Here is a 23413-nt window from a genome sequence, read left to right on the forward strand (position 1 = left end):
CGGCCGGTTAGCCTCAATCGTCAGGCTTCCGGCGCCGTCCAGACCAGGTTCCACAGGTGGCCATCGATATCCTCGAAGCCCTGGTCATACATGAAGCCATGGTCTTCGGGCGGATGCGGTATGCGGCCGCCGGCGGCAGCCGCCTTGGCGATCAGGCCGTCCACCTCTTCCCGGCTTTCGCAACTGAGGCAAATGACGACTTCATTGGCCTCCTTCGCCTTCGCCACCGGCTTGCCGATCAGTGACTGGAAGAAGGCTTCCGTCGTCAGCATGGCCTGGATGCTGCCGTCGACGATGTTCATGAACGCCGCGTTCTCGCCGCTGAAGCGGGGATCGAAGGTAAAGCCAAGGGCGGAAAAGAAGGCCCTGGATGTGTCCAGGTCCTTGACGGGCAGGTTGAGGATGATCTGTTTGTGCATGGCGTTTCCTTGCTCACACGTTGACGAAAAAATCGTACCTCCAGAATACCAATAAAAACTAAAGAAAGGCGCGGGCCAGGCTGGAGCGCGCGCCAGCCACCGCGCGCAGGCGTTCTTCCAGGTAGGCGCTCACGCGCGGATGCTGGCTGAAGGCGACGTTGAAGCGGATGTGCTGGTCGGGCGTGTCGTTGGCCGAAAACGCGGCGCCGCGCATCAGCAGGATCTTGTTGCGGTAGGCGTCCTGCACCAGCAAGTCCACGTCCAGCCCTTCGGGCATGCTGCCCCACAGGAAAATGCCTGCGTCGCCGGGCTGCTCGAACAGCACGCCGGCCGCGCTCAGTTGCCGCGTGCTGGCGTTGCGCGCCACCATGATCTTGCGTTGCAGCCGCTCCAGGTGCTTGCGCAGGTTGCCAGCCTTGAGTACTTCCAGCAGCACGTATTCGTTCAGCGCAGGCAAAGTCATGATGGAATGGATCTTGGTGCGCATCAGCAGCTTGAGCAGGTTGGGCGCCGCGCCCAGGTAGCCCATGCGCAGGGCCGGGCTCAGCGCCTTGCACAGACTCGAATAATAGATCACGCCATCGAGTCCGGACAACGACGCCAGCCGCGTGCTGTGGCCCGGCTGGAAATGGCCGTGCACGTCGTCTTCGGCGATCAGGAAGCCGTACTGCTGCGCCATGATCAGCACCTTGTGCAGGTTGGCGGCGCTGCTGCTCCACCCGGTGGGATTGTGCAAGGCCGTCTGCATGAACAGCAGACGCGGACGGTGCGCGCGGCAAGCCGCTTCCAGTTCGTCCAGGTCGAGGCCATCGGGGCGGCGCTTGATGGGCACCAGGCGCACGCCGTCCTGGCGCAGCCTGCCGAACATCAGGAAGTATCCGGGGTCTTCCACCAGCACCGTATCGCCGGGCTGCAGAAACGTGCGGCAGATCAGATCGATGGCATGGGTGCCGCCGAACGTGGTGAGGATGTGGCTGGCGTCCGCGGCAATGCCGATGCCGCGCATCATCAGCGCGATCTGCTCGCGCAGTTCGGCCAGCCCTTGCGGCGGACAGCGCGAGGCCATGCCGGCCGCGCTGCGCGCCAGGCCACGCTGCACGGCCGCCGCCGGCAGCGCGTCCTGCAGCCAGGTGGGCGGCAAGGCGCCGCTGCTGGCCAGCAGCACGCCCGGCCGCTGGTCATTGACTTGCTGGCTCAGCCAGACCGGCTCCTGCTCCTGGCCCGCTTCCAGCGCCACCTCGTCGGGAATGGCGCGGCTGGCGTCGGCGGGGGCGCAGACGAAAAATCCTGTCGTACCATGCGTATCGATGACGCCCGCAGCCACCAGCCTGTCATACGCCACCACCACGGTGTTGGTGCTGACCGCGAGTTGCGTGGCGAGCTGGCGGATCGACGGCAGCCTGGTGCCGCCAGGCAGGATCCGTTGCGCGATCTGCAGGCGCAATGCGGCCTCGATCTGCTTGAACAGGGCGATGGGCGAGGAACGGTCGATGGCGAGCATGGGTGGAAGTCTAGCGTAAAAACATCACGGCGAGGACCAGCAGGATGGCGCCCATCGTGAGATTGAAGATGCGCTGGTTGCGGGGCGCTTTCAGCACGCTGCGGATAGAGACGCCGAACAGCGCCCACATGGCGTTGCACGGCGCACCCACCACGGTGCCGATCAGCGACACCAGCAGCGCGTTGGCGAGCATATTGCCCTGCGCAGGCATGAAGACCGACGCCATGGTGACCGCCTTGAGCCAGCTCTTGGGATTCAGCGCCTGAAACAGCGCGGCCTGCGCAAACGACACGGCCTTCGGCGCGCCGATTCCCGCCACCGAGGCGCCGGCAAGCTTCCAGGCCAGGAACATCAGGTACAGCGCGCCCGCGATGCGCAGCACCTGCTGCGCCATCGGATACGCGACGAACACGCTGCCCAGCCCCACGCACATGAGCATGGTCTGCACAAAAATGCCGGCCTGGATGCCGAGGATCACCGGCAGCGCACCGCGATAGCCGAAATTGGCGCCGGTGGTGGCCAGCATGACGTTGTTCGGCCCGGGCGTGGCGGACATCACAAAGCAGTAGCTCATCAGGGGCAGGAGTTCGGTCATGGCAGGCAGTCCCAGCGTGGAGAAGGCCCCAGTCTAGAAGCCCGGCACGGCAGGGACAAGACACAAGGCGCCGCATACAGGCACATGCTGTATCAGTCGAACGACTGCTACAGCGGCGATACAGGCAGCCCCGCGCGGACAAGCATTTGGAAAGCGCTGCTTTTTCCCGGTTGCGGCCGACAGCGTCGAAGGGCATTGTCAACATTGATAACGGACTTCAGCGTCCACCGCAGGCGCACAACGCAACTGGCGGATTGCCAGTGGGCTCAAGCGAGTCGAATTGTCATTTCAAAGGCGCTTCCACATTGGCCGGGATACCACCCCTTCATCAATGCCTGTCGAATAGCGTGTTCCACAACTGAGGGCGTGATAGCACGCGTGAAATTACCCAGCCAAATATCCGGACGTGCGATATCTGTTCTCACCAGAAGGGTGGTTCGGCCACCGCTTTCAGATTCCACTGCGAAAGACAGATTCGCTTCCCCCATGGCCTGTGTATAGGTGGGCAGACTGACCGACCATCGATATGGTAAAGAATCGACAATAATTCGGCGGCTTCCTTTTCTTGCAATGGACATGATATTTCCTGTTCGCCTATGCCAATCTTGTATTGGCCGGCCGGCGTTGTAAGATCACTGAATCCCGTGGTCCGTCTTGATTACAGAAAGGCGCGAACAAATCGCGTCAAATCGTCGAGAAATGCGCTTGATCGACGTGCTGTTCGGCCACTTCGCGCGCCAATGTCGCTGAAAAAATGGATTGATCAGCGCTCAAAGCATTTGCCGACAGGCACCCGGCGGCTTGCCGATGACGCGCTTGAAAGCACGACTGAACGCGGCTTGAGATGTATAGCCAAGGCGTCGGGCGACGACGTCGATGGACACTCTTTCATGAGTGAGCAATTGTGTGGCAAGACGCATTCTCAATTCCGTGGCATAGCGCAGGGGCGGCACGCCGAGGGTGGTTTCAAAGCGTCGCGCGAAGACAGAGCGAGAGATATAACACTCCGCAGCCAACTGTGCAACTGTCCACTCACGACCAGGCTGGCGGTGCAGCGCCAATATGGCAAGAGCAAGGCGTGGATCCCGCAATGCGGCGAGGAGACCAGAAGCGTTTTCACAACCGCATTCAATCCAGCCGCGCACGATCATTGCTGCCGCGACCTCCGCCAGGCGAGCCAGAATGCCTGCAAAGCCAATACGGCCGGCGCAGATTTCACGCTTCATTGAATCAAGAACAGGCAGTAAGCCAGGATAGCCTTGCGCTTGCGTGTCAGCCACCATGACGGTTGGCATCAGCTTGCCGATCCCTTGCATCCCGCCGAGATCGAATTCCATGCAGCCGTAAAAAATAACCGCACTGGGCATGGGGTGCGTACTGGGACATGTGTCGACTCCGCTAACGGATTCACCGAGGGGCGCGGCATCGAACTTTGCGATGTCCTGAAATGCAATATCCGCATCCGACAGAAGCTGATGTCTCCTGCCGTGAGGCATGAACACCGCGCTACCGGCAGACAGCTTGTGCAACTCACCATCATCCGTACATATGAAGGCAGTGCCAACGGCCAGGAAGTGGAAGTAGGCATGGCCTGGCTTGTCTTCAAAGCCTATGCCGAAAGCTGGACCGGTCTGAATACGGCGGTACTGGACTCCACGCAGGCGCATACCTGTCAATAGTTCACTGATGAGATTAGATGATGGGGAAATTTGATTTTGCTTGCTCATTTTAGGTGTTTTGGTCAAAACATCAGGAGTTGCCATCATAGATCATCCTGGATTTTACCTCTAGACTTTCGACTCTGATTGTTTTAGGGATTGTAGAGATGAACAACGATGTTTTTGCTACCAAGCAAACGCCCAACGCGAACGATGTGTCTGTTTCAGAGCCAGCGACGGCAGCATGGATGGCCGTGTTTTCACTGGCCATGGGGGTTTTCGGTTTACTGACGGCGGAGTACCTGCCAGCCAGTCTGTTGACCCCGATGGCCTTCGATCTTGGTGTATCGGAGGCACTAGCTGGTCAGGCAGTGACGGTGACGGCCGTCGTGGCCATGTTCGCCGGGCTGTCGGTGCCAGGCCTCACGCGTCATTTTGACCGGCGTGTCGTCTTGTTGGCTTTCACAGTGCTGATGATCGCCTCCAATTTGCTGGTGGCGTTGTCCTCAAGCCTGACAGTATTGTTGGTGATGCGCATTCTTCTGGGCGTCGCGTTAGGCGGCTTTTGGAGCATGGCGGCAGCCGTGGCCATGCGGCTGGTGCCGGCAAAGTTGGTGCCGCGAGCGCTATCCATCATATTCAGCGGCATCGCCATCGGGACGGTCGTTTCCGTACCGTTGGGCAGCTACCTGGGGGGACTATATGGCTGGCGCAGTGCATTTATAGCAGCCGCGGCTGTCGGAGGGCTGACACTTTTGTTTCAATTGTTCACGCTGCCCCGTATGGCGCCGCGCACGATGATGCGCACGACATCGGTACTGCAATTGCTCCGTCGCCCGGGGATTGGGATCGGGATGTTGGGCTGCGTACTTGCCCATACCGGGCAATATGCATTGTTCACCTATATTCGCCCCGCTCTTGAAAGCGTTGTCCATATCGATGTAAACGGTTTGTCTCTGATGCTCCTGGGTTTTGGTGTCGCCAACTTCGTTGGCACGCTGCTGGCCGGCTGGCTAATGGAGCGTAGCCTGCGTGCTACTTTAGTGCTCATGCCTGCGCTGGTGGGCTTGGCGGCATTCGGCATGATCTTACTGCCAGTCGAAGGAACAGGCCTGATGCTTTTGGTCGCTCTGTGGGGCCTGGCGTTCGGCGGCGTACCAGTCGCCTGGTCCAACTGGGTAGCCCGTGCTGTCCCTGATCAAGCGGAGACAGCCGGCGGCATGGTCGTCGCTGCGGTGCAATCGTCAATAGCTGCCGGCGCTGCATTGGGTGGCATGATGTTCGGGTTGGGTGGAGTGACAGGCGTTTTCATTATTGCTGGCGTGGTGATGCTGTTCGCGGCTCTCGTTATCGCTTTAAGAGTTCGAGTCGAACTGCCGCAGTGACCCGCCACGAGTTCGCCAGACGCTCTTCAGGCGATCAAAATACTGCTTTTCGCTGATGACCAGTCCACCGCCAGCGTACGATATTCTCTGCCTCACCGAGCGTTCAAAGCAGTTGATGGGCTAGGCTGTCGTAGCCAACTGTGCCGATGTAGGGCTCAGAAGCAGGGGCTCTACCGCGGCTGCCCCAGTCGCAATGACATCCTTCGCCGTCCATGATGACGAAGGAAATCCAGCTTTTGCTTGAGCGCGGCAGAAGTCTTTGCCGGGTAGGAGCTAGACAAGTCAGACCCGGTCTCTCTGTTGGATCAGGCAGCTACGAGATCTCACACCAGGAGCCTGGCAACACAGCCAGGCCCTCAACACGATCCTTCGGTTTTTCATCCTGCAAGAACCATGGATATGGAAAGCCTAAGCTACCAGTGGCGTTTTGCCCCGGTAGCATCGTCCGCTTCCGCCCCAGAGTGTGTGAAAACGCACCCCAATGTAAACGAGATTTTTTCTGAAGCGTTAATAGCTCATTTGACGTAATCAGGAGAGCAGGATGAAGCGTTTTGTCGAGGGAACCGACCGCAGCCAGAGTGTTCTCTTTCCCGAGCATCTGGATGACTACGTTGCAGAGGACAATATCGTTCGGATTGTACAGGCATTCATTGAAGCGCTTGATCTCAGGACCCTTGGCTTTGCCGGTGCCGACCCGGCACGCACCGGTCGCCCGTCCTACCATCCTGCAGTTCTCCTTGGTATTTACATCTATGGTTACCTCAATCGAATCCAGTCCAGCCGCCGCCTGGAGCGTGAGGCGCAGCGTAATGTCGAACTGATGTGGTTGACCGGGAGGCTATCTCCCGACTTTAAAACCATCGCTGACTTTCGCAAAGATAACGGCCCCGCCATCTGCAAAGTGTGCCGCCAATTCGTGCAGGTATGTCGCAGGCTTGATGTTTTCTTGGACAGCAGCGTGGCAATCGATGGCAGCAAGTTCAAAGCGGTAAATAATCGCGACCGAAACTTCACCAACAACAAGCTGGAAGCCCGCATTGAGCAGATCGAGGAAAGCATCAAGCGCTACATGGACGAGCTTGATCGCGCCGACCGTGATCCTGCGCTTGTCCCCGCAACTCGCGTAATGCGTATTAAAGAAAAAATCGCAGGTCTGAAAGAACAGATCGAAAGCCTCGGTGAGCTCGACAAGAAATTGAAGCAGACGCCAGATCAGCAGATTTCGCTGACTGATCCTGATGCACGCTCGATGTCGACCAGCGGACGCGGAACCGCCACCGTCGGATACAACGTGCAATCTGCCGTCGACACAAAGCACCACTTGATCGTGGCGCATGAAGTCACCAACATAGGAAATGATCGCGCCCAGCTGGCGTCAATGGCAAAGCAAGCCAATGAGGTGATCGGTCTGAAGCATCTAGAAGTGTACGCTGATCGCGGCTATTACAGCGGTCCCGAAATTTTGGCGTGCGAGGAATCGGGGATGGTGCCATTAGTTCCTAAACCGCTCACTTCGGGCAATCGTGCAAAGGGGCTATTCGATAAACGCGACTTCCGATATCTGCCCGAGAGCGACGAGTTCCAATGTCCTGCTGGAGAACGCGCAATCCGACGATTCAGCACGCTAGAAAAAGGGCTGCTGTTTTACAAGTACTGGTCGTCATCTTGTCCCAAGTGCCTGATGAAATCTCAGTGCACCACCGGCGCAAATCGCCGTATCGCCCGCTGGGAGCACGAAGACGCCCTCGATAGGATGAGCAAGCGGATAGCTGAGCACGGAGACGTCGCGAGAATCAGGCGGCAAACAGTCGAACATCCATTCGGTACGTTAAAAGCTTGGATGGGTGCTACACATTTTTTAACTCGAACGTTACCACGCGTGAAAACAGAGATGAGCTTACATGTTCTAGCCTACAACTTGAAACGCATGGTGAACATCATGGGAAATCAGGGGCTGAAAGCGGCGTTGTTGGGGGCGTGAGCCCTTTTTAACTTCGACTCGCGCGTCGGGAAAAATCGGGGGCTTGCACGGAGCGGCCGCTCCCGATACAAAAACTCGGGTTTTCACACAGCCTGGCCCCAAAGCAGACTGCCAGCATTCGCGCCGCTGCCTTCACGGTGATTTTCTAGCGTCTGTAGTCATGCCACCACCGGGGTTAAGCGCGTTGCCTTATTTCTACACCAGTCACGGGATGCGATGCTCGATACCGGAACTCTGTGCAAATTTAGAGTCCTGCTAGAAGCGTGAGTGAATTTAACAATCGCCGCAGGCCACAACTTTATGATTTTTCAAAACGGAAACGTATTACTTCTGCGCGTTGTTTTTTGGTGAAGAGACGACGCCGACAAAAGCGTCCCATTTCTTATATGTCTTGTCCATCGACTTCGGACAAATCACTATTACGCCGGGCTTACCGTCCTCGTTGTCAGACGCAACGGCCCAACGAGTCTTAAAGGCGACGGCGCAGGTGGGGACGAATGTCCGCACGTCCGGCATCAAAGCCATCCATTCCCCACGGGCAGGAGGCGTTTGCCGCTTGAGAAATTTGCGGGCCTCTTCCCTGACTTCATACATCCCCTGCATGCCGCCGATTGTCCGATAACGCAGTAATGGGTCGGCTGATTGGATCGGTTGAACGCCGTCCGCGAAGCACCGAGGCGCGATCGCGCAGGCCAAGATCACGCACAAGGCGGCACTTCTATTTGATGGTGACTGTGCCGACATATATCCCCTCCGAGTCGCTGCGGTTTGAAATCAGATAATGGTAGAGCGCGTTCCATTGGGTCAGATCATACATCGTCACGCATCCCTCCGACACGTTACCTACATGGACGAAATTGCTGTTGTGGTTCGGAGCGTATTCGATAGGGAACCAGACGGTATGGTATTTCAAATCAGGGTTGCCACCGGGGGCGGTAACGTAGAAGGCGGTGTATTTGTCGGCCTTAGCGGACTGCGGTGCCATAATCCGGTAGATCCCGCGCGGCAGAGGCTTGGAATGGCGCTGCTGCTTGAAGAACGGGCTGACTCGATTGGTCTCGACATAGGGGATGTCAGAGTCCAAAGTAATCATCGCGCTATGCCCGTCGAACTCTAAAGTGGACACAAGCTGGTTGTGGATCTGGCCGCGGCGAGGCTTTGATGCGAGTTCTTTGTAGGTTCCCATTGTCGCGACCAGCTTTGCTCCAGAACCACGCTTTACATCAACTAGGCACTTCGCAGCGTTTTCCTTCTTCATGCTCGCGGTCCGGCCCTTGTGTTCCCCTTCCTTGATAACGAAGAATGCGCGGTCGCCCTTCTCGCCAGCCATGATCACTTTGACGAACTCGCAAATGAATGCGAAGTCCGTCCTTTTTCCCGTCACCGCGTCAGCTTCGAGCTGGACTTTGAGCCAGCCCGTGGTGTCGTAGGACTTGGTATATCGGGTGGCAGCCGTCACCCGATGCATGCTGCCTAACCTTGTGTTGGTGGTCGCTGTCGCGAGAGGTCCGCTCATGCTATGTGGTGTCCCAAGTAGATTTCGATCGGTTGAGCCGCGTCGGTGACGTAGCGCTCCGTGCGTCCTTCGATGTCGGTGATGCCCCGGACGAGCTCGCCCGAAGGCAGCTTTACGGTATAGGGCATTTCGGCCAGGACGCTCTCCTCTTCGTTGAACAGCACGAACTGCTCGTCGAACGGCTTTGCATCGGGTCCTGGCTTCGACATCTTGACGTTCATCACGCCTGCAGCTGCTGCTTTGGCAGCAGTAGTCGCACTCGACGATCCCGATGCGCCCACGCTCCACTCGACAGTGTCGGTGAACTGCGTCGCGATGAGTATCGCGCCGCAACTGGTCTTCATGCCAGCGACGGCGACACCCTTGCCGTAGAAAGTTGTTGTCATTACGCCCTCGACTATTGGAAAGTCGCCTTTGCACCTCGGGCAGTGGACCTTGTGGCCGATGAATGCAATGGGCTGGCCCATGCAAATGTCCATCAACGACCCCTCTAAAACAATGCCATGGTGGCTCGTTGGATCTCCCTTCCTTATAATTTCGCCAGCCATTTTAGCTCCACATCTATTTTAATATAGCGAATCGCCACGAAAACCGTACTCCCCCCTGAGAGGCTTTGTTACATAAAAAATCCCGACATCTTGACTCTACTGTGAACTGCAAACAAGAATCTAAAAACTTTATCAATAAAGTTAATCGTTTAATAATTTATGCAAGACGCCTCGCAGAACAGCCACTGTCTGCTTTTAGCCCAGGCTGTGTAAAAACGCAGTTTTGTGTAAACGGATGCCGTTGGGTAAACGTTATGCCAGTATCTCATCAATATGAGCGCCACATGAAACGATTTATCGAGGGTGAATGCCGGGGCCAGGGTACGTTGCTGCCTGAACTGCTGGACGATTACGTTGCCGAGAACAATCCGGTTCGGGTGGTCGATGTATTTGTCGGCCAACTTGACCTGGGCGAACTCGGCTTCGATGGTGTGCAGCCAGCAATAACAGGACGGCCTGCCTATCACCCCGCCGTGCTGCTCAAGCTCTACATCTACGGTTACCTCAATCGTATCCAATCAAGCCGTCGGCTTGAGCGCGAAGCGCAGCGCAACGTCGAACTGATGTGGCTGACACAACGCCTGACGCCGGACTTCAAAACGATCGCGAACTTCCGCAAGGACAATGGCAAGGCAATCCGCAATGTCTGCCGACAGTTCGTCGTCCTGTGCCAGCAATTGGATCTGTTCGCGGACGCGGTCGTTGCGATTGATGGCAGCAAGTTCAAGGCGGTCAATAGTAGTGATCGCAATTTCACGCAAGCCAAGCTTAAGCGTAGGATGGAAGAAGCTGAGGCCAACATCGGTCGCTATCTCACAGAACTTGATACGGCTGACAGACAGGAACCAGCGACCAAGCAAGCGCACAGTGCGCGACTGAACGACAAGATTGCAGCCATGAAATCGCAGATGGCTGCCCTCAAGGAAATCGAAGCGAGGCTGGAAGCGACTGGCGAAACTCAGATATCGCTAACCGATCCGGATGCCCGCTCAATGATGACGCGAGGCTCAGGCATCGTCGGGTACAACGTCCAGACCGTGGTCGATGCGAAGCATCACCTGATCGTGGAGCACGAGGTAACCAATATCGGCAGCGACCGCGATCAACTGTCGGGAATGGCGAAGAAGGCCCGTGCTGCAATTGGGGCAAACTCGCTGACTGCGATTGCTGATCGCGGCTACTTCAAGGGTGAGGAAATCCTGGCTTGCAAGCAGGCCGGCATTGCGGTGCTAGTGCCGGCGACTAAAACCTCCAACGCCAGGGCCGACGGTCGATTCGACAAGGCCGATTTCGTCTACGATCAGGCGAAAAACGAGTACCGTTGCCCGGCTGGTCAATCGCTGATCTGGCGTTTCGCCAGTGTTGAAAAGGGCATGGCGCTTAACCGCTACTGGAGCTCGAACTGCAAGGGCTGCCTGCTCAAGGACAAGTGCACGCCGAGCCAACAGCGCCGGGTGACACGTTGGGAGCATCAGGATGTGCTCGACGACATGCAGGTACAGCTTGATCAAAGTGCGGATGCTATGCGAATCCGGCGTTGCTCGGTCGAGCATCCGTTCGGGACCATCAAGTCCTGGATGGGGGCGACGCACTTCCTGACGAAAGGAATGGAGCGTGTGAAGACGGAAATGAGCCTGCACGTGCTCGCCTATAACTTCAAGCGATTGATTACGCTGCTTGGTGTCGCCGGCATCATGGAGGCTGTCAGGGCGTATGCTCTTATACTGGATCTACAGCGCCTGTTTGGAGCAGTTACCTTGGTGGATGGGTCACCGAATCCAGAATACAGAAACGGCTCTCCTAACGCCTCGTCAACCCGCGACACGGCCGCAACCACGCGCAGTTCGGCCACCTGCAGCTATATTTGAGTTTTTACACAGCCTGAGCCGAAAGCGGACAGTCAAAATCAATGCACGAAGTTACTGCCTTCAGCGCAGCAAGAGGTTCTGCCCGGCGCTGCAAGCCCTCTTCCTGCGATTTACGGCCCCGGCGCCGTCTCATCCGGGCAGCTGACCTCATCCTCTGGCGTATACAAGGTCATCGGCACGCGCTGGCCGTCGACTTCCAGTTCGCGCACTTTCGGCGGCACCAGCTGGAATTCGCCCGCCTGCAGTTTCTCGCGCAGGGGTTTGCAGCGCAGGGCGTCGGTGGGGATTTGTCCGCGCGCGGTCCAGCTGCCGTCTTCCTTTTCCGCCAGCAAGACCGACGAGGCGCGCGGGTCATTACTGATCAGCAGCACGTCCTGCTTGCCATCGCCATCGAAATCGAGCAGGTAGGCGTCGCACTGCGGCCCTGCCCGCTTCAAACAGGCGGGCAAGCGCCAGGCCGGGCTCACTTGCGTCCAGTCCTGGCGCAGGAAACTCTCCGGCAACTTCGCCGTGGCCGGACGCAGGGTCAGGTTGATCGACACGTCGCTCAGCGCCCCCGTCTCGTCGAGGCGGTTCTGGCGCTTGAGCATGGCTTCGGCACGGGCCCGCACGATGGCCGCGTCTGGCCCCGTCGTGCGTTTCGTCAACTCCTGCAAGGCTGCCTGGCCATAGCGGGCGCCCTGGAAGCGCAGGTATTCGAAATCGAACTTGTCCACGCCGATCTTGCCGCTGTCCAGGCGCGCCATCTGGCTGGCCACGGAAATGCGGGCCGGGTCGGCCAGCGGCGAGAACAGGGCGAACAGCACCAGCAGGGTGACGCCGGCGGTGGCTACGTTGACGTTGGCGATCAGGTGCAACCAGTCGCCATACTTGCTGGCCGCCCAGGCGTAACCGGCGGCGTAGCAGGTGGCGACCAGCAGGCAGGCGGCAGCGATCAGGCGGTCGGCCGTCCAGCCATGCGACATCACGCGCAGGGTCAGCGCATAGATGGCGATGCCCACCACCCACGGCAGCAACAGGCAAGCCAGGCGCGTGCCCAGGCGGATGCCGCGCGCCACGCCATGGCCCACTTCGCCATTCTGGAAGGCGGCATTGATCAGCACCACCAGCACGCCGGCCATGCCCAGCAGCACGGACGCCGCATGGCGCGTGGCCCACAGGCGCTCGAAGCCGATGAAGGGCAAGGTCAGCAGGAAACCGGAGACGAGCACGGCGGCGATCGGCATCAGCCACGACAGCAGCACCAGCAGCAAGGTGCGGATGCCGCGCACGATGGACGGACGCACGTCCGTGATGTGGATGGCAAACGAAAACGCGAAACAGATGACGGGAATCACGAACCAGGCCTGGCCCAGCAGTTTTTTCAGGAAACTCAGTTTGATGAGCAGGAACAATTGTCCGCCCAGCCACAGCACCAGCCACAGGCCCAGCACGAACAGCAGGGAAAACAGCAGCTGGATACCGAGCTTCCAGGCGATTTCAAAGTAGGTAGGATAACGGGCGATGCGCTGGCCATCCTGGGCGCTGGCCAGCACCAGCGCGTGGGCGATATAAAAACCCACGACGCAAAAACCGAACAGCTGGGCGGAAATGACGCGCAGGGGCGCGCCCGGCTTGTAGTTGCCCCATATCACGTGCTCGGCGCCGCGCGCCACGTCATGCCAGGCCAGCACGGCCATCACGACGGCCGCACCCGCCATCCACAGGCCGATGCGCTTGACCGACATGTGGCCCAGGCTGGACACCAGCAGGATCGGTAGCAGCAGGCTGATCAGCATCAGCGGCGCCAGCAGATAGGCTTCCGTGGCGGGCCAGACCTTGTCTTGCGCCGTGCTGTACAGCCAGTACAGCAGCAAGCCTTGCAGCAGGCCCGTCACCAGGCGCGTCACCGCGATGCGCGGCGCCACCACCGGATCGAGCAACGCCATGTTTTTTCCTGCGACATCCTGCTGCATAATCATCCTCTTAATAGTCGTTCATTGCAGTCATTGCTGTACTGCGAGCACGGCCATTATTGCATTTCGTTATCGTCATCTCAACAGCGATTCACGCGCACGCCCTCCCCCCGCGTCTTCACTGCGGCGCAATGGCAGGCTTTGCGCGAGGCCCCAGGCCAGTTCCGGCACGAGGAACAGCCACAGCAAAGGCTGGCCCGTCTCCAGCAGCGCCCACGCCATCCAGGTGGAAAACAGGTAGCGCGCCGCCGCGTCGTAGCGGCCGAAACGCGGCTGCGGGTCCAGCATGCGCAGCACGGACCAGACCATCACCACGCTGCCAAACAAGCTGCTGATGAGCAGATGAAACGGTCCGAAGACGGGCAGCGGCAGGCCGCCCAGGCTCAGGTTAAGCGCGTTCAAGTGTTCGCGCAGCAGCAAAAACGTCCACGGCGTGGTAAACGGGGCAATCATGAGCACATCATAAATGGCGCTGGCGCGCACCACGCGGCGGAAGGCGGAAATGGTCAACATGGGAACTCCTGGTTATGGAAAGCCCCCATGATCGAGCTTGGAGTACACTCCATGGTCAAGCATTTTATGAAAGAAATACCATGCAGATCGGCGAGATGGCGCAGGCGACGGGCTTGAGCCGCGATACCCTGCGCTTTTACGAAAAGCGGGGCTTGCTGCGCGCGCGGCGCGGCGCGAATGGCTACCGCGACTACCCGCCCGAGGCGGCCGACTGGCTGCGCTACCTGCGCACGGCGCAGCAACTGGGCTTTACGCTGGCCGAAATCGAGGCGGACATGCCGCTGCTAGCGGCCGCCGGCGATCCCGCCACAGCGGACCTGCTGCGCGCGGCGCTGGCGCGCAAGCTGGGCGAAATCGATGCGCGCATCGCGGGATTGACGCAATTGCGCGGCGAACTGGTGCTGCGTATGGGGCCGCAGGCGGCCGATTGTCCATTGCGGGGCGATGCCGGTGCAGTGCACTAAATTACTGCCGTGGCTTTACCTGCTGGGCGCCGAGCTGGCCTGCGGCGACTTCCTGTCCCGGCTGGGCAAGAAACCCGCGTATCTCGTCTACCAGGGTTGCCAGCAAAACAGGGAGCGCCATGAAGTCGGTGGCAAGCATGCGCAGCAGACGGAAGCGTATCTGCGGCGCTGCCCTGGTGGGACAGGCCCTTAGTCGAGTTCCTGCCGCGCCACCAGGATGCCATCCGCATCGGCGTAGATCCAGTCGCCCGGATGCACGGCCACGCCGCTGATCTGCACGCGCACGTCGCGCTGGCCGGCGCCAGTCTTGTTGCTCTTGCGCGGATGCGTGGCCAGGGCGCGCACGCCGATCTGGCAGACATTGATTTCCTCGCTGTCGCGGATGCAGCCATCGACGACGATGCCGGCCCAGCCGTTGCTTTCGGCCAGCACGCCCAGCTGGCCGCCCACCAGCGCGCGGCGCAGGCTGCCGCCGCCATCGATCACCAGCACATGGCCCTGGCCCGGCGTTTCCAGGGTGCTGCGCACGAGGGCGTTGTCCTCGAACACGTGCAAGGTGGTGGCGGGGCCGCTGAAACGCACGCGCTGGCCAAAGGCGCGGTACACGGGCGGCAGCACGGCCAGGGTGCCGTCGTCCAGCATGGCCGCATAGTCGTCGCACAGGTCGGTGGTGGCAAAGGTCATGGGAATTCCTTTCGTGGCAGATGGCAACGATTCTATGCCTTTTGCAGCGCCGCGGCACGTGTTTTGCCGCCCACGCCCACGGCCGTGGCAATCGCCAGCGCCTGGAACACGCCGATGAAGACGAACAGCATGGCCGGATGGTCGCCATCCATCAGCGCGCCAAAGAACAGGGGGCCGACGGCCAGGCCGCTGTCGAGGCCCGAATACACGACGCCATACACGCGCCCGGTGGCATTTTTCGGCGCGGCCGCGCGTATCATCAGGTCGCGCGACGGTCCCGCCACGCCCGACGTCAAGCCGATGGCGCCCATCAGCACCACCGCGCCCCAGGCCGGCACGACGGCCATGGCCAGCAGCACGGCCAGCAGCGCGGCGGCGGAAAAGGCGATCGCCACGTTGCGGTCCGGCTGCTTGCTGCGCGCACCCACCACGCCGCCGGCCAGCATGCCCACGGCCGAGGCCAGCATATAGGCCGTGTAGGCGCTGGTGGCCAGCGCCAGGCTCATGCCGTACAGTTTGACGAGAGCCACACTGGCAAAGCTCTGGATGCCGCCCAGGGCGATGGCGGTAATGAAAAAGAAGGCAAAACACATCCACACGGCCGGCAGGCGCAGGAAGTCCAAGGTGCCTTCGCCGCCTGCCGCCTGGCCCGACGCGGCCTTTTTCACAGGCTCGGGACGGATGGCGTGGCGGTTCAGGAACAGGATCAACAGCACGCCAAACGGCAGCACGGCCGCGCATTGCAGCGCCACCCGCCAGTCATAATGGGTGGCAACATACGTCATGAACAGGGGCGACAAAGCCCAGCCGATATTGCCGCTGATACCATGCACGGAAAAGCCGTAAGCCACGCGGGCCGCCGACACGCGCTGGTTGAGGATGGTGTAATCGGCCGGATGGAACACGCTGTTGCCCATGCCTGCCAGCATGGCACCCAGCATCAGCGCCGCATAGCTGTGTGCGGTGGACAGGGCCAGCGCCGACACGCCCAGCAAGAAGATGCCGGAAAACAACACGGCACGGGCGCCGAAGCGGTCGACGACAAAGCCGGCCAGCGCCTGCCCCACGCCCGAGATGATGAAGAACACCGTCATCAGCAGGCCCAGCTCGGCATACGACAGGCCGAAGGCCGGTTTCAGCCAGACGAACAGGGCCGCGAGGATCAAATGGTAGAAGTGCGACACGCCATGCGCCAGCCCCACCAGGCCGATGACGCGGGCGTCGCTGCGCAAGGTGGGAATTTCGGATGCCGAGTGAGTTGTGATCATGTCATACCCTGTCTTATACTGGTGAAGCTCAAGTGTATGCAAAATACCATCGTCTGTTTTCCGACAGAACGACATAATTTATCGAATTAAGGCCAAGCTGATGGGTGTACCTATCCTCCACCATACCCGCATGTGTCCGCCACGGGAAGCGCCCAGCGCGACCATCCCCGTGACGATGGTCGCGCGCGACCTGCAAACCGATGAATTTCTCTTGCCGCATCGCCATCCTTGGGGGCAGGTCACGATGGCGCTCGAAGGCGTGCTGCGCATCACCGCCAACAACAGCAGCTGGGTGCTGCCACCCATGCGCGCCATCTGGATCGCGCCCAACGTGGAGCATGCCGTCACGATACTGGAAAAAACCCGTTTGCGGCCACTATGCATCCATGCCGCGCGCGCGCCGTTCGCGGGCCAGGACTGCAAGGTGCTGGAAGTATCGAACCTGCTGCGCCAGCTGATCATGGCGCTGGAGCAATTGGACCCGGGCCAGGAACCGGCGCGCGAGGCGCTGCTGGCCGAACTGATCCTCGATGAATTGAAACGCTCGGCCACGCATCCCATCCGCGTGCCCTTGCCCAGCGACAAGCGCCTGAAAACCCTGTGCGACAGCCTGATCGAGAAACCGGGCTTGAACCAGACGCTGGAACACTGGGCGCAGCAGGTCGGCGCCTCGGAGCGTACCCTGGCGCGGTTGTTCGAACGAGAATTGGGCATGAGTTTTGGCCAGTGGCGCCAGCAGGTACGCCTGGCGCACGCGGCGCCACTGATCGCGCGCGGCGTGCCGCTGTCGCAGGTGGCCGAAGAACTGGGCTACGCCAGCCAGTCGGCCTTTTCCGCCATGTTCAAGAAGACTTTCGGCAGCTCGCCGTCAGCCTTCTTTGCCCAGGGCGAGCGCTCTTAGGCCATGAAGTCGAAGAGCGAGTTCTTGCCCGTGTAACCCGGCAAGGCCGAGTTCGTGCCCATCTGTTCCTGCGCCGAATACGCTTTCACCAGCGCCTGCGCCTGGGCCGTCAGCGCCTTGGCCAGCACGGCTTTCTTGTTGGTCAGGGTGGTGATGTCCTTGCCGACCGTCTGCACTTCCTTGCGGATGATGCTCGTTTCGCCCGTCAGCTCGCCGATCTTGCTGACGAACTGATCCGCCACACCCTTGCCGTTATTGGTAAACATCTTGCTGACGGCGTCCGGATCGGCCGCGATGGCCGCCTTGAGTTTTTTATCGTCGAGCACCAGCTCGCCACTCTTGCCCAGGGTCACGCCGGCGCTGCCGAGCACCGACGATGGCACGCCCGTGCTGGCCGTGCGCAGTACTTGCTCCATCTGCGAACGCACCTGACCCAGGGCCGTGTCGGACTTCAAGTCGCCCTGCTGCAAGCTCTGCAGCTTGCTGTTGAGTTCATTGTAGGCCGTGACGAAGCTGGCCACGTTGGTCGCGATCTGGCTGCTGTCCTTGGCGATGACGAGATCCGTCACACCCTTTTTCTTCAATTCAATGGTGGCGCCCTCGACGGCGGTCGTCAGGGTATTCGTGGCGCTCTTGATCTCCTTGCCGTCGACGGTCAGCAGCGCGTCCTGCGCCGCGGCGGTCTGCTGCATGCCCTTGCCGGCGCCGGGCGCATAGCTGAGCAAGTTGCTGACGGCCGCGTCGCCGGACACGCTGATGCGCATGCTGCTGTCGGCGCCGCTCTTGCCGTTCAAGGCCAGCGAGTAGCCATCGGGACCCTTGACCACGCTGGCGTCGATGCCCTGCTGCTTGAGCGCGGCGGCGATGCCGTCGAGGCTATTGTTGCTGCTGTCAATCGTCAGCGAAATGATCTTGCCGCTGCCGGGCGTAAATTGCTTGCCGTCGGCCGAACCCACTTCAATCTTGACCAGCGCGGGCGCACCGGTGCCGATAGGCGCGCTCGAGGATTTCTGCGCGCCGCTGAGCAGGGTCTGTCCCTGCGCCAGTTGCTTGACGTTCAGTTCATGGCTGCCGCTGGCGGCCTTGTCGGTGGTGGTGGCGCTCAGCACATCCTTGGCGCTGGACGTGGCCGATGTCGCCAAGCCGCTGCCGGCCATGTTCTTGGCCACGGTCTGGAATTTTGCCAGCGCCGATTGCAGCTGGCCCAGGCCCGAGAACTTGGCCTGGTCGCGCGCCAGGCTGGCGTTGAGCTTGACGACGCCCGTGTTCTGCGACTGCATCTGGCGCTCCACCTTCGCATAAACATCGGCCGAGATATTGCCCTGCGTCGTCTGCTGCGTGTTGTTGGTGTAAGCCCTGCTGTTGATGGTCGAATTAAACATGGTAGGCGTTCCCGTCGGGTGTAAGGTCAAGGCGCACGGTTCAGGTCGTGACCGTGCTGCGCTGGAGACGGACGGCAGGCGCGCATGGCGCGGCGGCGTCCCTCTTCTGGTTGATAATTATGCAGTATTACCGGAATATCAAAACAGCGAACAGAACAAGTTTTTCCTGACTGCAAACCCATATGCACCATTTTAGCGCATTTCACCTGCAGCATCCTCCCGGATTTCCTCAGCGCATGAATTTCGAAATGGCGCTGCTGACGGCCATGTCCAGTTGCAGAAAAGTGAGTCCCACCTTGAAACCTGCGCTGCTGAAAATGCAGTGCGAGACGGACACGCGCGCCTCGATGATGTGCGCCGCGCCATCGTAAAACAGCTCGAACAGCACCTTGCCATGCTTGCCTGTCGGCACCGGCTCCGCGATGACGGCCGCCATCCCGCCCGGCCCCACATCAAGCGTGCGCGCCGCCACGGGACCCGCGCCATCCATTACCAACATTGCCTTGGCACGCAATATCTTGCGTGCGCCCTGCCTTTGCTCAACTGACACTATATTCCGCTTCTCTAACTATGCATTGTCGATGCGGATTCACTGGGTGAATCCATCGGACAAATATTATAGTTCCAAACGGAAATTTTGTTTGACTTGTCTCAAGCTTGGCATTTAAACCATACCAACTGTTACTCCAGATCGCGCAATTTATTGAATGCTTCGTCGATGCGCTCGACGCCGATGACCTTGAGGCCTTCGATCACCTGCTTGGGCAAGTTCGACTTCGGCACCACGGCCAGGGTAAAGCCCAGCTTGGCCGCTTCGCGCAAGCGCTCCTGGCCCCGTGGCGCGGGGCGGATTTCGCCGGCCAGACCCACCTCGCCAAACACAACCAATCCCCGTGGCAGCGGCTTGTTGCGCATCGACGAGTTAATCGCCAGCAACACGGCCAGGTCGGCCGCCGGCTCCGTGATTTTCACGCCGCCGACGGCATTAATGAACACATCCTGGTCGAACGCGGCGATGCCCGCGTGGCGGTGCGCCACGGCCAGCAGCATGGCCAGGCGGTTCTGCTCCAGGCCGACGGACAGGCGGCGCGCATTGGGCAAGTGGCTCGTGTCGACGAGGGCCTGGATTTCCACCAGCAGCGGACGCGTGCCCTCCTGCGTCACCATCACGCAGGAACCGGGCACCTGGTTATCGTGCTGCGACAGGAACAGGGCGGACGGGTTCGACACTCCCTTCAAGCCCTTTTCCGTCATGGCGAACACACCCAGTTCGTTGACGGCGCCGAAACGGTTCTTGATGGCGCGCACCAGGCGGAAGCTGGAATGGGCGTCGCCCTCGAAATACAGCACCGTGTCGACGATGTGCTCGAGCACGCGGGGGCCGGCCAGCGCGCCCTCTTTCGTCACGTGGCCGACTAAGATGATGGTCACGCCCGTCTGCTTGGCCGCCCGCGTCAGCTGGGCAGCGCATTCGCGCACTTGCGCCACGGAACCGGGCGCCGAGCTGAGCGCATCCGAATACACGGTCTGGATCGAGTCGATCACCACCACTTCCGGTTTCAGGTCGTTCAAGGTGGACAGGATCTTTTCCAGCTGGATCTCGGCCTGCAATTTGAGTTCCTTGGCATCGATGACGAGGCGCTTGGCGCGCAGGGCGATCTGGGCGCCGGACTCTTCGCCGCTGACGTACAGCACGCGTTTGTGGTGTGACATGTTGGCCAGCGCCTGCAGCAGCAGGGTCGACTTGCCGATGCCGGGGTCGCCGCCGATCAGCACGACGCCGCCAGCCACCATGCCGCCGCCCAGCACGCGGTCGAATTCCTCGATGCCCGTGCCGAAACGGGGCACGTCGATGGCGTCGATATCGTCGAGCGACAGCACGGGCGCCGTTTGCGCCAGCGACATGTGCTGCGGATTCGAATAGCGGTTGTTGCCGCCCGTTTCGGGCAGGCTTTCCACCATGGTATTCCACTGGTTGCACGAGGTGCATTGCCCCATCCATTTATTGCTGACGGCGCCGCAGTCGCTGCAGGTGTAGACGGTCTTGACTTTTGCCATGGTGTACTTTGCCCGGGTAAGGAATAATGCTGTTTATATATACAGTAGATTCACAGTATATACAAACAAGGTGGCGAGGTCACGCCTCGATCACCGGAACGCGGGGCGCCAGTGCGCACATCAGCTCGTAGCCGATGGTGCCGGCGGCCAGCGCCACTTCGTCGATCGGCATGCCCTGGCCCCACAGGGTGACGGCGCTGCCGACTTTTGCGCCCGGAACCTGCGTCAGATCGACCATCAGCATGTCCATCGACACCCTGCCGATGAGTCCCGTGCGCACGCCGTCGACCAGCACCGGCGTGCCTTCGGGCGCGTGGCGCGGATAGCCATCCGCATAGCCGCATGCCACCACGCCCACCTTGATATTGCCGGCCGCTTCGTAACGGCTGCCATAGCCGACCACGTCGCCAGCGGCGATATCCTGGATGCCGATGATGCTGCTGCGCAAGGTCATGGTGGGCAGCAAGCCGAACGCCTGCGCCGAGGTGCCGCCGGGAGCGCCGCTGGGCGTGCCGCCATACAGCATGATGCCGGGACGTACCCAGTCGCTGTCCAGATGGTGCATCAGCAGGCCGGCCGAATTGCACAGGCTGCGCGGCAAGGCTGTGCCAATGCTGGCCGCGCCCGCTTCAAAACGCAGCATCTGCTGCTCTAACGGCAAGCGCGTGGGCGCCGCCTCATCCGCATTGGCGAAATGCGTCATCAGGGTGATCGTGCCGACGTGCGGGATGGCGCGCAGGCGCGCATACGCACCCGCCACGGCATCCGGCGTGAAGCCCAGGCGATTCATGCCCGTGTTCATTTTCAGGTGCACATCGATGGCGTGTGGCAGGCGCGCCGCTGCCAGCATGGCGATCTGTTCTTCGCAATGCACGCTGCCATTCAGTTTGTGCTGCGCCATGACCAGCAAATCGCTGGCGTCGAAAAAACCTTCCAGCAGCAAGATGGGCTTGGTCCAGCCCAGTTCGCGCAAGCGCACGGCGTAATCGACCTCGACCAGCGCCAGGCCATCGGCCTCGGCAAAGCCCCGCATGGCCCGTTCCAGGCCGTGGCCATAGGCATTCGCTTTGACGACGGCCCACACGTTGGCGCCGCGGGCGCCGGCACGGGCGCGCGCCAGATTGTGTTGCATGGCATCGAGATGGATGGTGGCGATGAGGGGCCTGGGCATATGCGTCGTGTACGGCGAGTGGGAAAGCCGTATTTTACCGGATGCACCGTATGGTGACATGGCAGGCGCCGACGGTCGTGTGCAGAGGACATCATTTATAAAATGCTTACATGTATGTGTATTTTTCTACGGCAGAATAATTAAGGTTCACTTAGACAAGACTATGCAAAGCAGCCCCTTCCAAACTTGGGGTTTGCCGTTTTTTCGTGGTATAAAGCAAGCCAGATATGATTTCAGGCATTCCAGAATGAATCGTGGTTTTTATACCATCATGGCGGCGCAGTTCTTTTCCTCGCTGGCAGATAACGCCCTCTTTTTTGTCGCCGTCGATTTATTGGTGTCCATGAAATCACCGGCGTGGATCACGCCACTGCTCAAACTGTCATTCGTGCTGTTTTACGTGCTGTTGGCCGCTTTTGTCGGCGCCTTCGCAGATGCATTGCCAAAAGGCAAGGTCATGTTCATCGCCAACATGGTCAAGATTTTCGGCTGCGCCCTCGTCTTCTTCCACGTACACCCGCTGCTGGCCTACGCCGTCGTCGGTTTTGGCGCGGCCGTGTACTCGCCCGCCAAGTACGGCATCCTGACGGAACTGCTGCCGCCGGAAAAACTGGTGGCGGCGAATGGCTGGATCGAAGGCTTGACCGTCACCTCCATCATCCTCGGCACCGTCATGGGCGGCGCACTCGTCAGCGGCCACGTGTCCGACATGCTACTGTCCTTCGACTTCCCCCTGATCGACACGGGCATCACCAACAAGACGGAAGCGGCCCTGTGCGTGGTGGTCGGCATTTATGTACTGGCAACCCTGGCCAACCTGAAGATTCCCGACACGGGCTGCGTGTATCCGCACCAGGAACGCAATCCTATCAAACTGATTACCGATTTTGCCAATTGCTATTCCATCCTGTGGAAAGACAAGCTGGGCCAGATCACCCTGGCCGTGACGACCCTGTTCTGGGGCGCCGGCGCCACCTTGCAACTGATCGTGCTGGAGTGGGCCAAGCAATCGTTGAACATGCCATTCGACAAGGCGACCAGCCTGGTGGGCGTGGTCGCCATCGGCGTGGCCGCCGGCGCCGTACTGTCGGCGCGCTTCATTCCGCTGCGCAAATCGCTGACAGTCATTCCGCTGGGCATCGCCATGGGCGTCATCGTCATGATGATGACGCAAGTGCATTCCGTGTGGATCGCCTACCCGCTGCTGATACTGATCGGCGCCCTGTCCGGCTTCTTCGTCGTGCCAATGAATGCTCTGCTGCAACACCGCGGCCACGTGCTGATGAGCGCAGGTCATTCCATCGCCGTGCAGAACTTCAACGAAAACCTGTCGATTCTCACCATGCTGGCCGTGTACTCCATCATGATCCGTCTGCACCTGCCGCTGAACATCATCATCACCCTGTTCGGCCTGTTCGTCGCCGGCACCATGTACATGATCATGCGCAGGCACAAGCTGAACCAGGCGGAGCACGACAATCTGTCGCTGATTGGCGAGCAGAAACATTAATTAGGGTGGTGTCGGATTACGCGGCGTGCCGCCGCT

22 protein-coding genes and 1 pseudogene are annotated in these 23413 nt (G+C 60.1%); 7 read left to right on the forward strand and 16 right to left on the reverse strand.

Going from position 1 to position 23413, the window contains the following annotated elements:
• Positions 1-20: 20 nt before the first annotated feature.
• From FG13_RS09425 to FG13_RS09440, 5 genes are all read right to left on the reverse strand, one after another.
• Entirely contained in the window at positions 21-419 is a 399-nt protein-coding gene (locus FG13_RS09425; RefSeq protein ID WP_035820339.1) for a VOC family protein, read from the reverse strand.
• A gap of 58 nt (positions 420-477) precedes the next feature.
• The gene (locus FG13_RS09430) at positions 478-1920 is read right to left on the reverse strand and encodes an aminotransferase-like domain-containing protein (protein WP_035820342.1); all 1443 of its coding nucleotides are present in this window, start codon (positions 1918-1920) and stop codon (positions 478-480) included.
• Positions 1921-1930: 10 nt separating this feature from the next.
• Positions 1931-2515, reverse strand: a complete 585-nt coding sequence (locus tag FG13_RS09435; RefSeq protein ID WP_035820345.1) for a LysE family translocator — start codon at positions 2513-2515, stop codon at positions 1931-1933.
• Between the two features lie 266 nt (positions 2516-2781).
• Positions 2782-3093: a hypothetical protein gene (locus FG13_RS30005; protein ID WP_152598724.1), complete on the reverse strand. Its 312-nt coding sequence runs from the start codon at positions 3091-3093 to the stop codon at positions 2782-2784.
• A gap of 192 nt (positions 3094-3285) precedes the next feature.
• Positions 3286-4281, reverse strand: a complete 996-nt coding sequence (locus FG13_RS09440; RefSeq protein WP_035820348.1) for an AraC family transcriptional regulator — start codon at positions 4279-4281, stop codon at positions 3286-3288.
• Positions 4282-4340: 59 nt separating this feature from the next.
• Here FG13_RS09440 and FG13_RS09445 point away from each other — a divergent pair, with 59 nt between their 5' ends.
• A complete protein-coding gene (locus tag FG13_RS09445) occupies positions 4341-5558 on the forward strand; it encodes an MFS transporter (protein ID WP_035820350.1) in 1218 nt (405 codons plus the stop codon).
• 541 nt (positions 5559-6099) lie between these two features.
• Positions 6100-7539 (forward strand): IS1182 family transposase, encoded by a 1440-nt coding sequence (locus tag FG13_RS09450; protein WP_035820352.1) that lies wholly within the window; start codon positions 6100-6102, stop codon positions 7537-7539.
• Between the two features lie 324 nt (positions 7540-7863).
• On the opposite strand, the gene FG13_RS09455 is transcribed toward FG13_RS09450, so the two are convergent.
• The 3 genes from FG13_RS09455 to FG13_RS29385 are packed head-to-tail and all read right to left on the reverse strand — an operon-like array spanning position 7864 to position 9603.
• Positions 7864-8247 carry a hypothetical protein gene (locus FG13_RS09455; RefSeq protein WP_051958827.1) on the reverse strand — a complete coding sequence of 128 codons (384 nt, stop codon included), beginning with the start codon at positions 8245-8247 and terminating at the stop codon, positions 7864-7866.
• A 10-nt stretch (positions 8248-8257) separates the two neighbouring features.
• On the reverse strand, positions 8258-9055 hold the full coding sequence (locus FG13_RS09460) for a hypothetical protein (RefSeq protein WP_152598726.1): 798 nt from the start codon (positions 9053-9055) through the stop codon (positions 8258-8260).
• Positions 9052-9603 carry a PAAR domain-containing protein gene (locus FG13_RS29385; RefSeq protein ID WP_081922506.1) on the reverse strand — a complete coding sequence of 184 codons (552 nt, stop codon included), beginning with the start codon at positions 9601-9603 and terminating at the stop codon, positions 9052-9054. The genes FG13_RS09460 and FG13_RS29385 overlap by 4 nt, the downstream gene beginning before the upstream one ends.
• Positions 9604-9887: 284 nt before the next feature.
• Between FG13_RS29385 and FG13_RS09470 the strand changes: the two are divergent.
• A pseudogene (locus tag FG13_RS09470) lies at positions 9888-11315 on the forward strand (IS1182 family transposase); the annotation flags it as partial.
• A 266-nt stretch (positions 11316-11581) separates the two neighbouring features.
• Here the strand turns inward: FG13_RS09470 and FG13_RS09475 are convergent.
• Complete coding sequence (locus FG13_RS09475) at positions 11582-13399, reverse strand: DUF4153 domain-containing protein (protein WP_081922507.1); 1818 nt, start codon at positions 13397-13399, stop codon at positions 11582-11584.
• A 102-nt stretch (positions 13400-13501) separates the two neighbouring features.
• On the reverse strand, positions 13502-13939 hold the full coding sequence (locus FG13_RS09480) for a hypothetical protein (protein ID WP_051958829.1): 438 nt from the start codon (positions 13937-13939) through the stop codon (positions 13502-13504).
• A gap of 80 nt (positions 13940-14019) precedes the next feature.
• Between FG13_RS09480 and FG13_RS09485 the strand changes: the two genes are divergently transcribed.
• Together FG13_RS09485 and FG13_RS29390 are read left to right on the forward strand one after the other, a co-directional pair.
• On the forward strand, positions 14020-14403 hold the full coding sequence (locus FG13_RS09485) for a MerR family transcriptional regulator (protein WP_035820356.1): 384 nt from the start codon (positions 14020-14022) through the stop codon (positions 14401-14403).
• Positions 14390-14596, forward strand: a complete 207-nt coding sequence (locus FG13_RS29390; protein ID WP_161784169.1) for a DUF4952 domain-containing protein — start codon at positions 14390-14392, stop codon at positions 14594-14596. Before FG13_RS09485 ends, FG13_RS29390 begins: the two co-directional genes overlap by 14 nt.
• On the opposite strand, the gene rraA is transcribed toward FG13_RS29390, so the two are convergent.
• Both rraA and FG13_RS09495 read right to left on the reverse strand, forming a co-directional pair.
• A complete protein-coding gene (rraA, locus tag FG13_RS09490) occupies positions 14593-15087 on the reverse strand; it encodes a ribonuclease E activity regulator RraA (RefSeq protein WP_035820358.1) in 495 nt (164 codons plus the stop codon). The genes FG13_RS29390 and rraA overlap by 4 nt on opposite strands.
• A gap of 32 nt (positions 15088-15119) precedes the next feature.
• Entirely contained in the window at positions 15120-16355 is a 1236-nt protein-coding gene (locus FG13_RS09495; RefSeq protein ID WP_051958831.1) for an MFS transporter, read from the reverse strand.
• Between the two features lie 100 nt (positions 16356-16455).
• Between FG13_RS09495 and FG13_RS09500 the strand changes: the two genes are divergently transcribed.
• Positions 16456-17256 carry an AraC family transcriptional regulator gene (locus FG13_RS09500; RefSeq protein ID WP_035820360.1) on the forward strand — a complete coding sequence of 267 codons (801 nt, stop codon included), beginning with the start codon at positions 16456-16458 and terminating at the stop codon, positions 17254-17256.
• Here the strand turns inward: FG13_RS09500 and fliD are convergent.
• The 4 genes from fliD to alr form a co-directional block, all read right to left on the reverse strand.
• The gene (gene fliD, locus FG13_RS09505) at positions 17253-18638 is read right to left on the reverse strand and encodes a flagellar filament capping protein FliD (RefSeq protein WP_035820362.1); all 1386 of its coding nucleotides are present in this window, start codon (positions 18636-18638) and stop codon (positions 17253-17255) included. The two genes, FG13_RS09500 and fliD, sit on opposite strands and share 4 nt — an antisense overlap.
• A gap of 229 nt (positions 18639-18867) precedes the next feature.
• Positions 18868-19188: a PilZ domain-containing protein gene (locus FG13_RS09510; protein WP_268747011.1), complete on the reverse strand. Its 321-nt coding sequence runs from the start codon at positions 19186-19188 to the stop codon at positions 18868-18870.
• A gap of 131 nt (positions 19189-19319) precedes the next feature.
• Entirely contained in the window at positions 19320-20696 is a 1377-nt protein-coding gene (radA, locus tag FG13_RS09515; protein ID WP_035820366.1) for a DNA repair protein RadA, read from the reverse strand.
• Between the two features lie 79 nt (positions 20697-20775).
• On the reverse strand, positions 20776-21867 hold the full coding sequence (gene alr / locus FG13_RS09520) for an alanine racemase (protein WP_035820368.1): 1092 nt from the start codon (positions 21865-21867) through the stop codon (positions 20776-20778).
• A 247-nt stretch (positions 21868-22114) separates the two neighbouring features.
• Here alr and lplT point away from each other — a divergent pair, with 247 nt between their 5' ends.
• Entirely contained in the window at positions 22115-23377 is a 1263-nt protein-coding gene (gene lplT / locus FG13_RS09525) for a lysophospholipid transporter LplT (protein ID WP_035820370.1), read from the forward strand.
• Positions 23378-23413: the final 36 nt, after the last annotated feature.

The sequence above is a fragment of the Janthinobacterium sp. RA13 genome (genome assembly GCF_000745325.1).
Taxonomy (GTDB): domain Bacteria; phylum Pseudomonadota; class Gammaproteobacteria; order Burkholderiales; family Burkholderiaceae_D; genus Janthinobacterium; species Janthinobacterium rivuli.

Coding starts and splice junctions, on each gene's coding strand:
- FG13_RS09425 (WP_035820339.1), bottom strand. CDS start 419: ATGCACAAACAGATCATCCTCAACCTGCCCGTCAAGGACCTGGACACA.
- FG13_RS09430 (WP_035820342.1), bottom strand. CDS start 1,920: ATGCTCGCCATCGACCGTTCCTCGCCCATCGCCCTGTTCAAGCAGATC.
- FG13_RS09435 (WP_035820345.1), bottom strand. CDS start 2,515: ATGACCGAACTCCTGCCCCTGATGAGCTACTGCTTTGTGATGTCCGCC.
- FG13_RS30005 (WP_152598724.1), bottom strand. CDS start 3,093: ATGTCCATTGCAAGAAAAGGAAGCCGCCGAATTATTGTCGATTCTTTA.
- FG13_RS09440 (WP_035820348.1), bottom strand. CDS start 4,281: ATGATGGCAACTCCTGATGTTTTGACCAAAACACCTAAAATGAGCAAG.
- FG13_RS09445 (WP_035820350.1), top strand. CDS start 4,341: ATGAACAACGATGTTTTTGCTACCAAGCAAACGCCCAACGCGAACGAT.
- FG13_RS09450 (WP_035820352.1), top strand. CDS start 6,100: ATGAAGCGTTTTGTCGAGGGAACCGACCGCAGCCAGAGTGTTCTCTTT.
- FG13_RS09460 (WP_152598726.1), bottom strand. CDS start 9,055: ATGAGCGGACCTCTCGCGACAGCGACCACCAACACAAGGTTAGGCAGC.
- FG13_RS29385 (WP_081922506.1), bottom strand. CDS start 9,603: ATGGCTGGCGAAATTATAAGGAAGGGAGATCCAACGAGCCACCATGGC.
- FG13_RS09475 (WP_081922507.1), bottom strand. CDS start 13,399: ATGGCGTTGCTCGATCCGGTGGTGGCGCCGCGCATCGCGGTGACGCGC.
- FG13_RS09480 (WP_051958829.1), bottom strand. CDS start 13,939: ATGTTGACCATTTCCGCCTTCCGCCGCGTGGTGCGCGCCAGCGCCATT.
- FG13_RS09485 (WP_035820356.1), top strand. CDS start 14,020: ATGCAGATCGGCGAGATGGCGCAGGCGACGGGCTTGAGCCGCGATACC.
- rraA (WP_035820358.1), bottom strand. CDS start 15,087: ATGACCTTTGCCACCACCGACCTGTGCGACGACTATGCGGCCATGCTG.
- FG13_RS09495 (WP_051958831.1), bottom strand. CDS start 16,355: ATGATCACAACTCACTCGGCATCCGAAATTCCCACCTTGCGCAGCGAC.
- FG13_RS09500 (WP_035820360.1), top strand. CDS start 16,456: ATGGGTGTACCTATCCTCCACCATACCCGCATGTGTCCGCCACGGGAA.
- fliD (WP_035820362.1), bottom strand. CDS start 18,638: ATGTTTAATTCGACCATCAACAGCAGGGCTTACACCAACAACACGCAG.
- radA (WP_035820366.1), bottom strand. CDS start 20,696: ATGGCAAAAGTCAAGACCGTCTACACCTGCAGCGACTGCGGCGCCGTC.
- alr (WP_035820368.1), bottom strand. CDS start 21,867: ATGCCCAGGCCCCTCATCGCCACCATCCATCTCGATGCCATGCAACAC.
- lplT (WP_035820370.1), top strand. CDS start 22,115: ATGAATCGTGGTTTTTATACCATCATGGCGGCGCAGTTCTTTTCCTCG.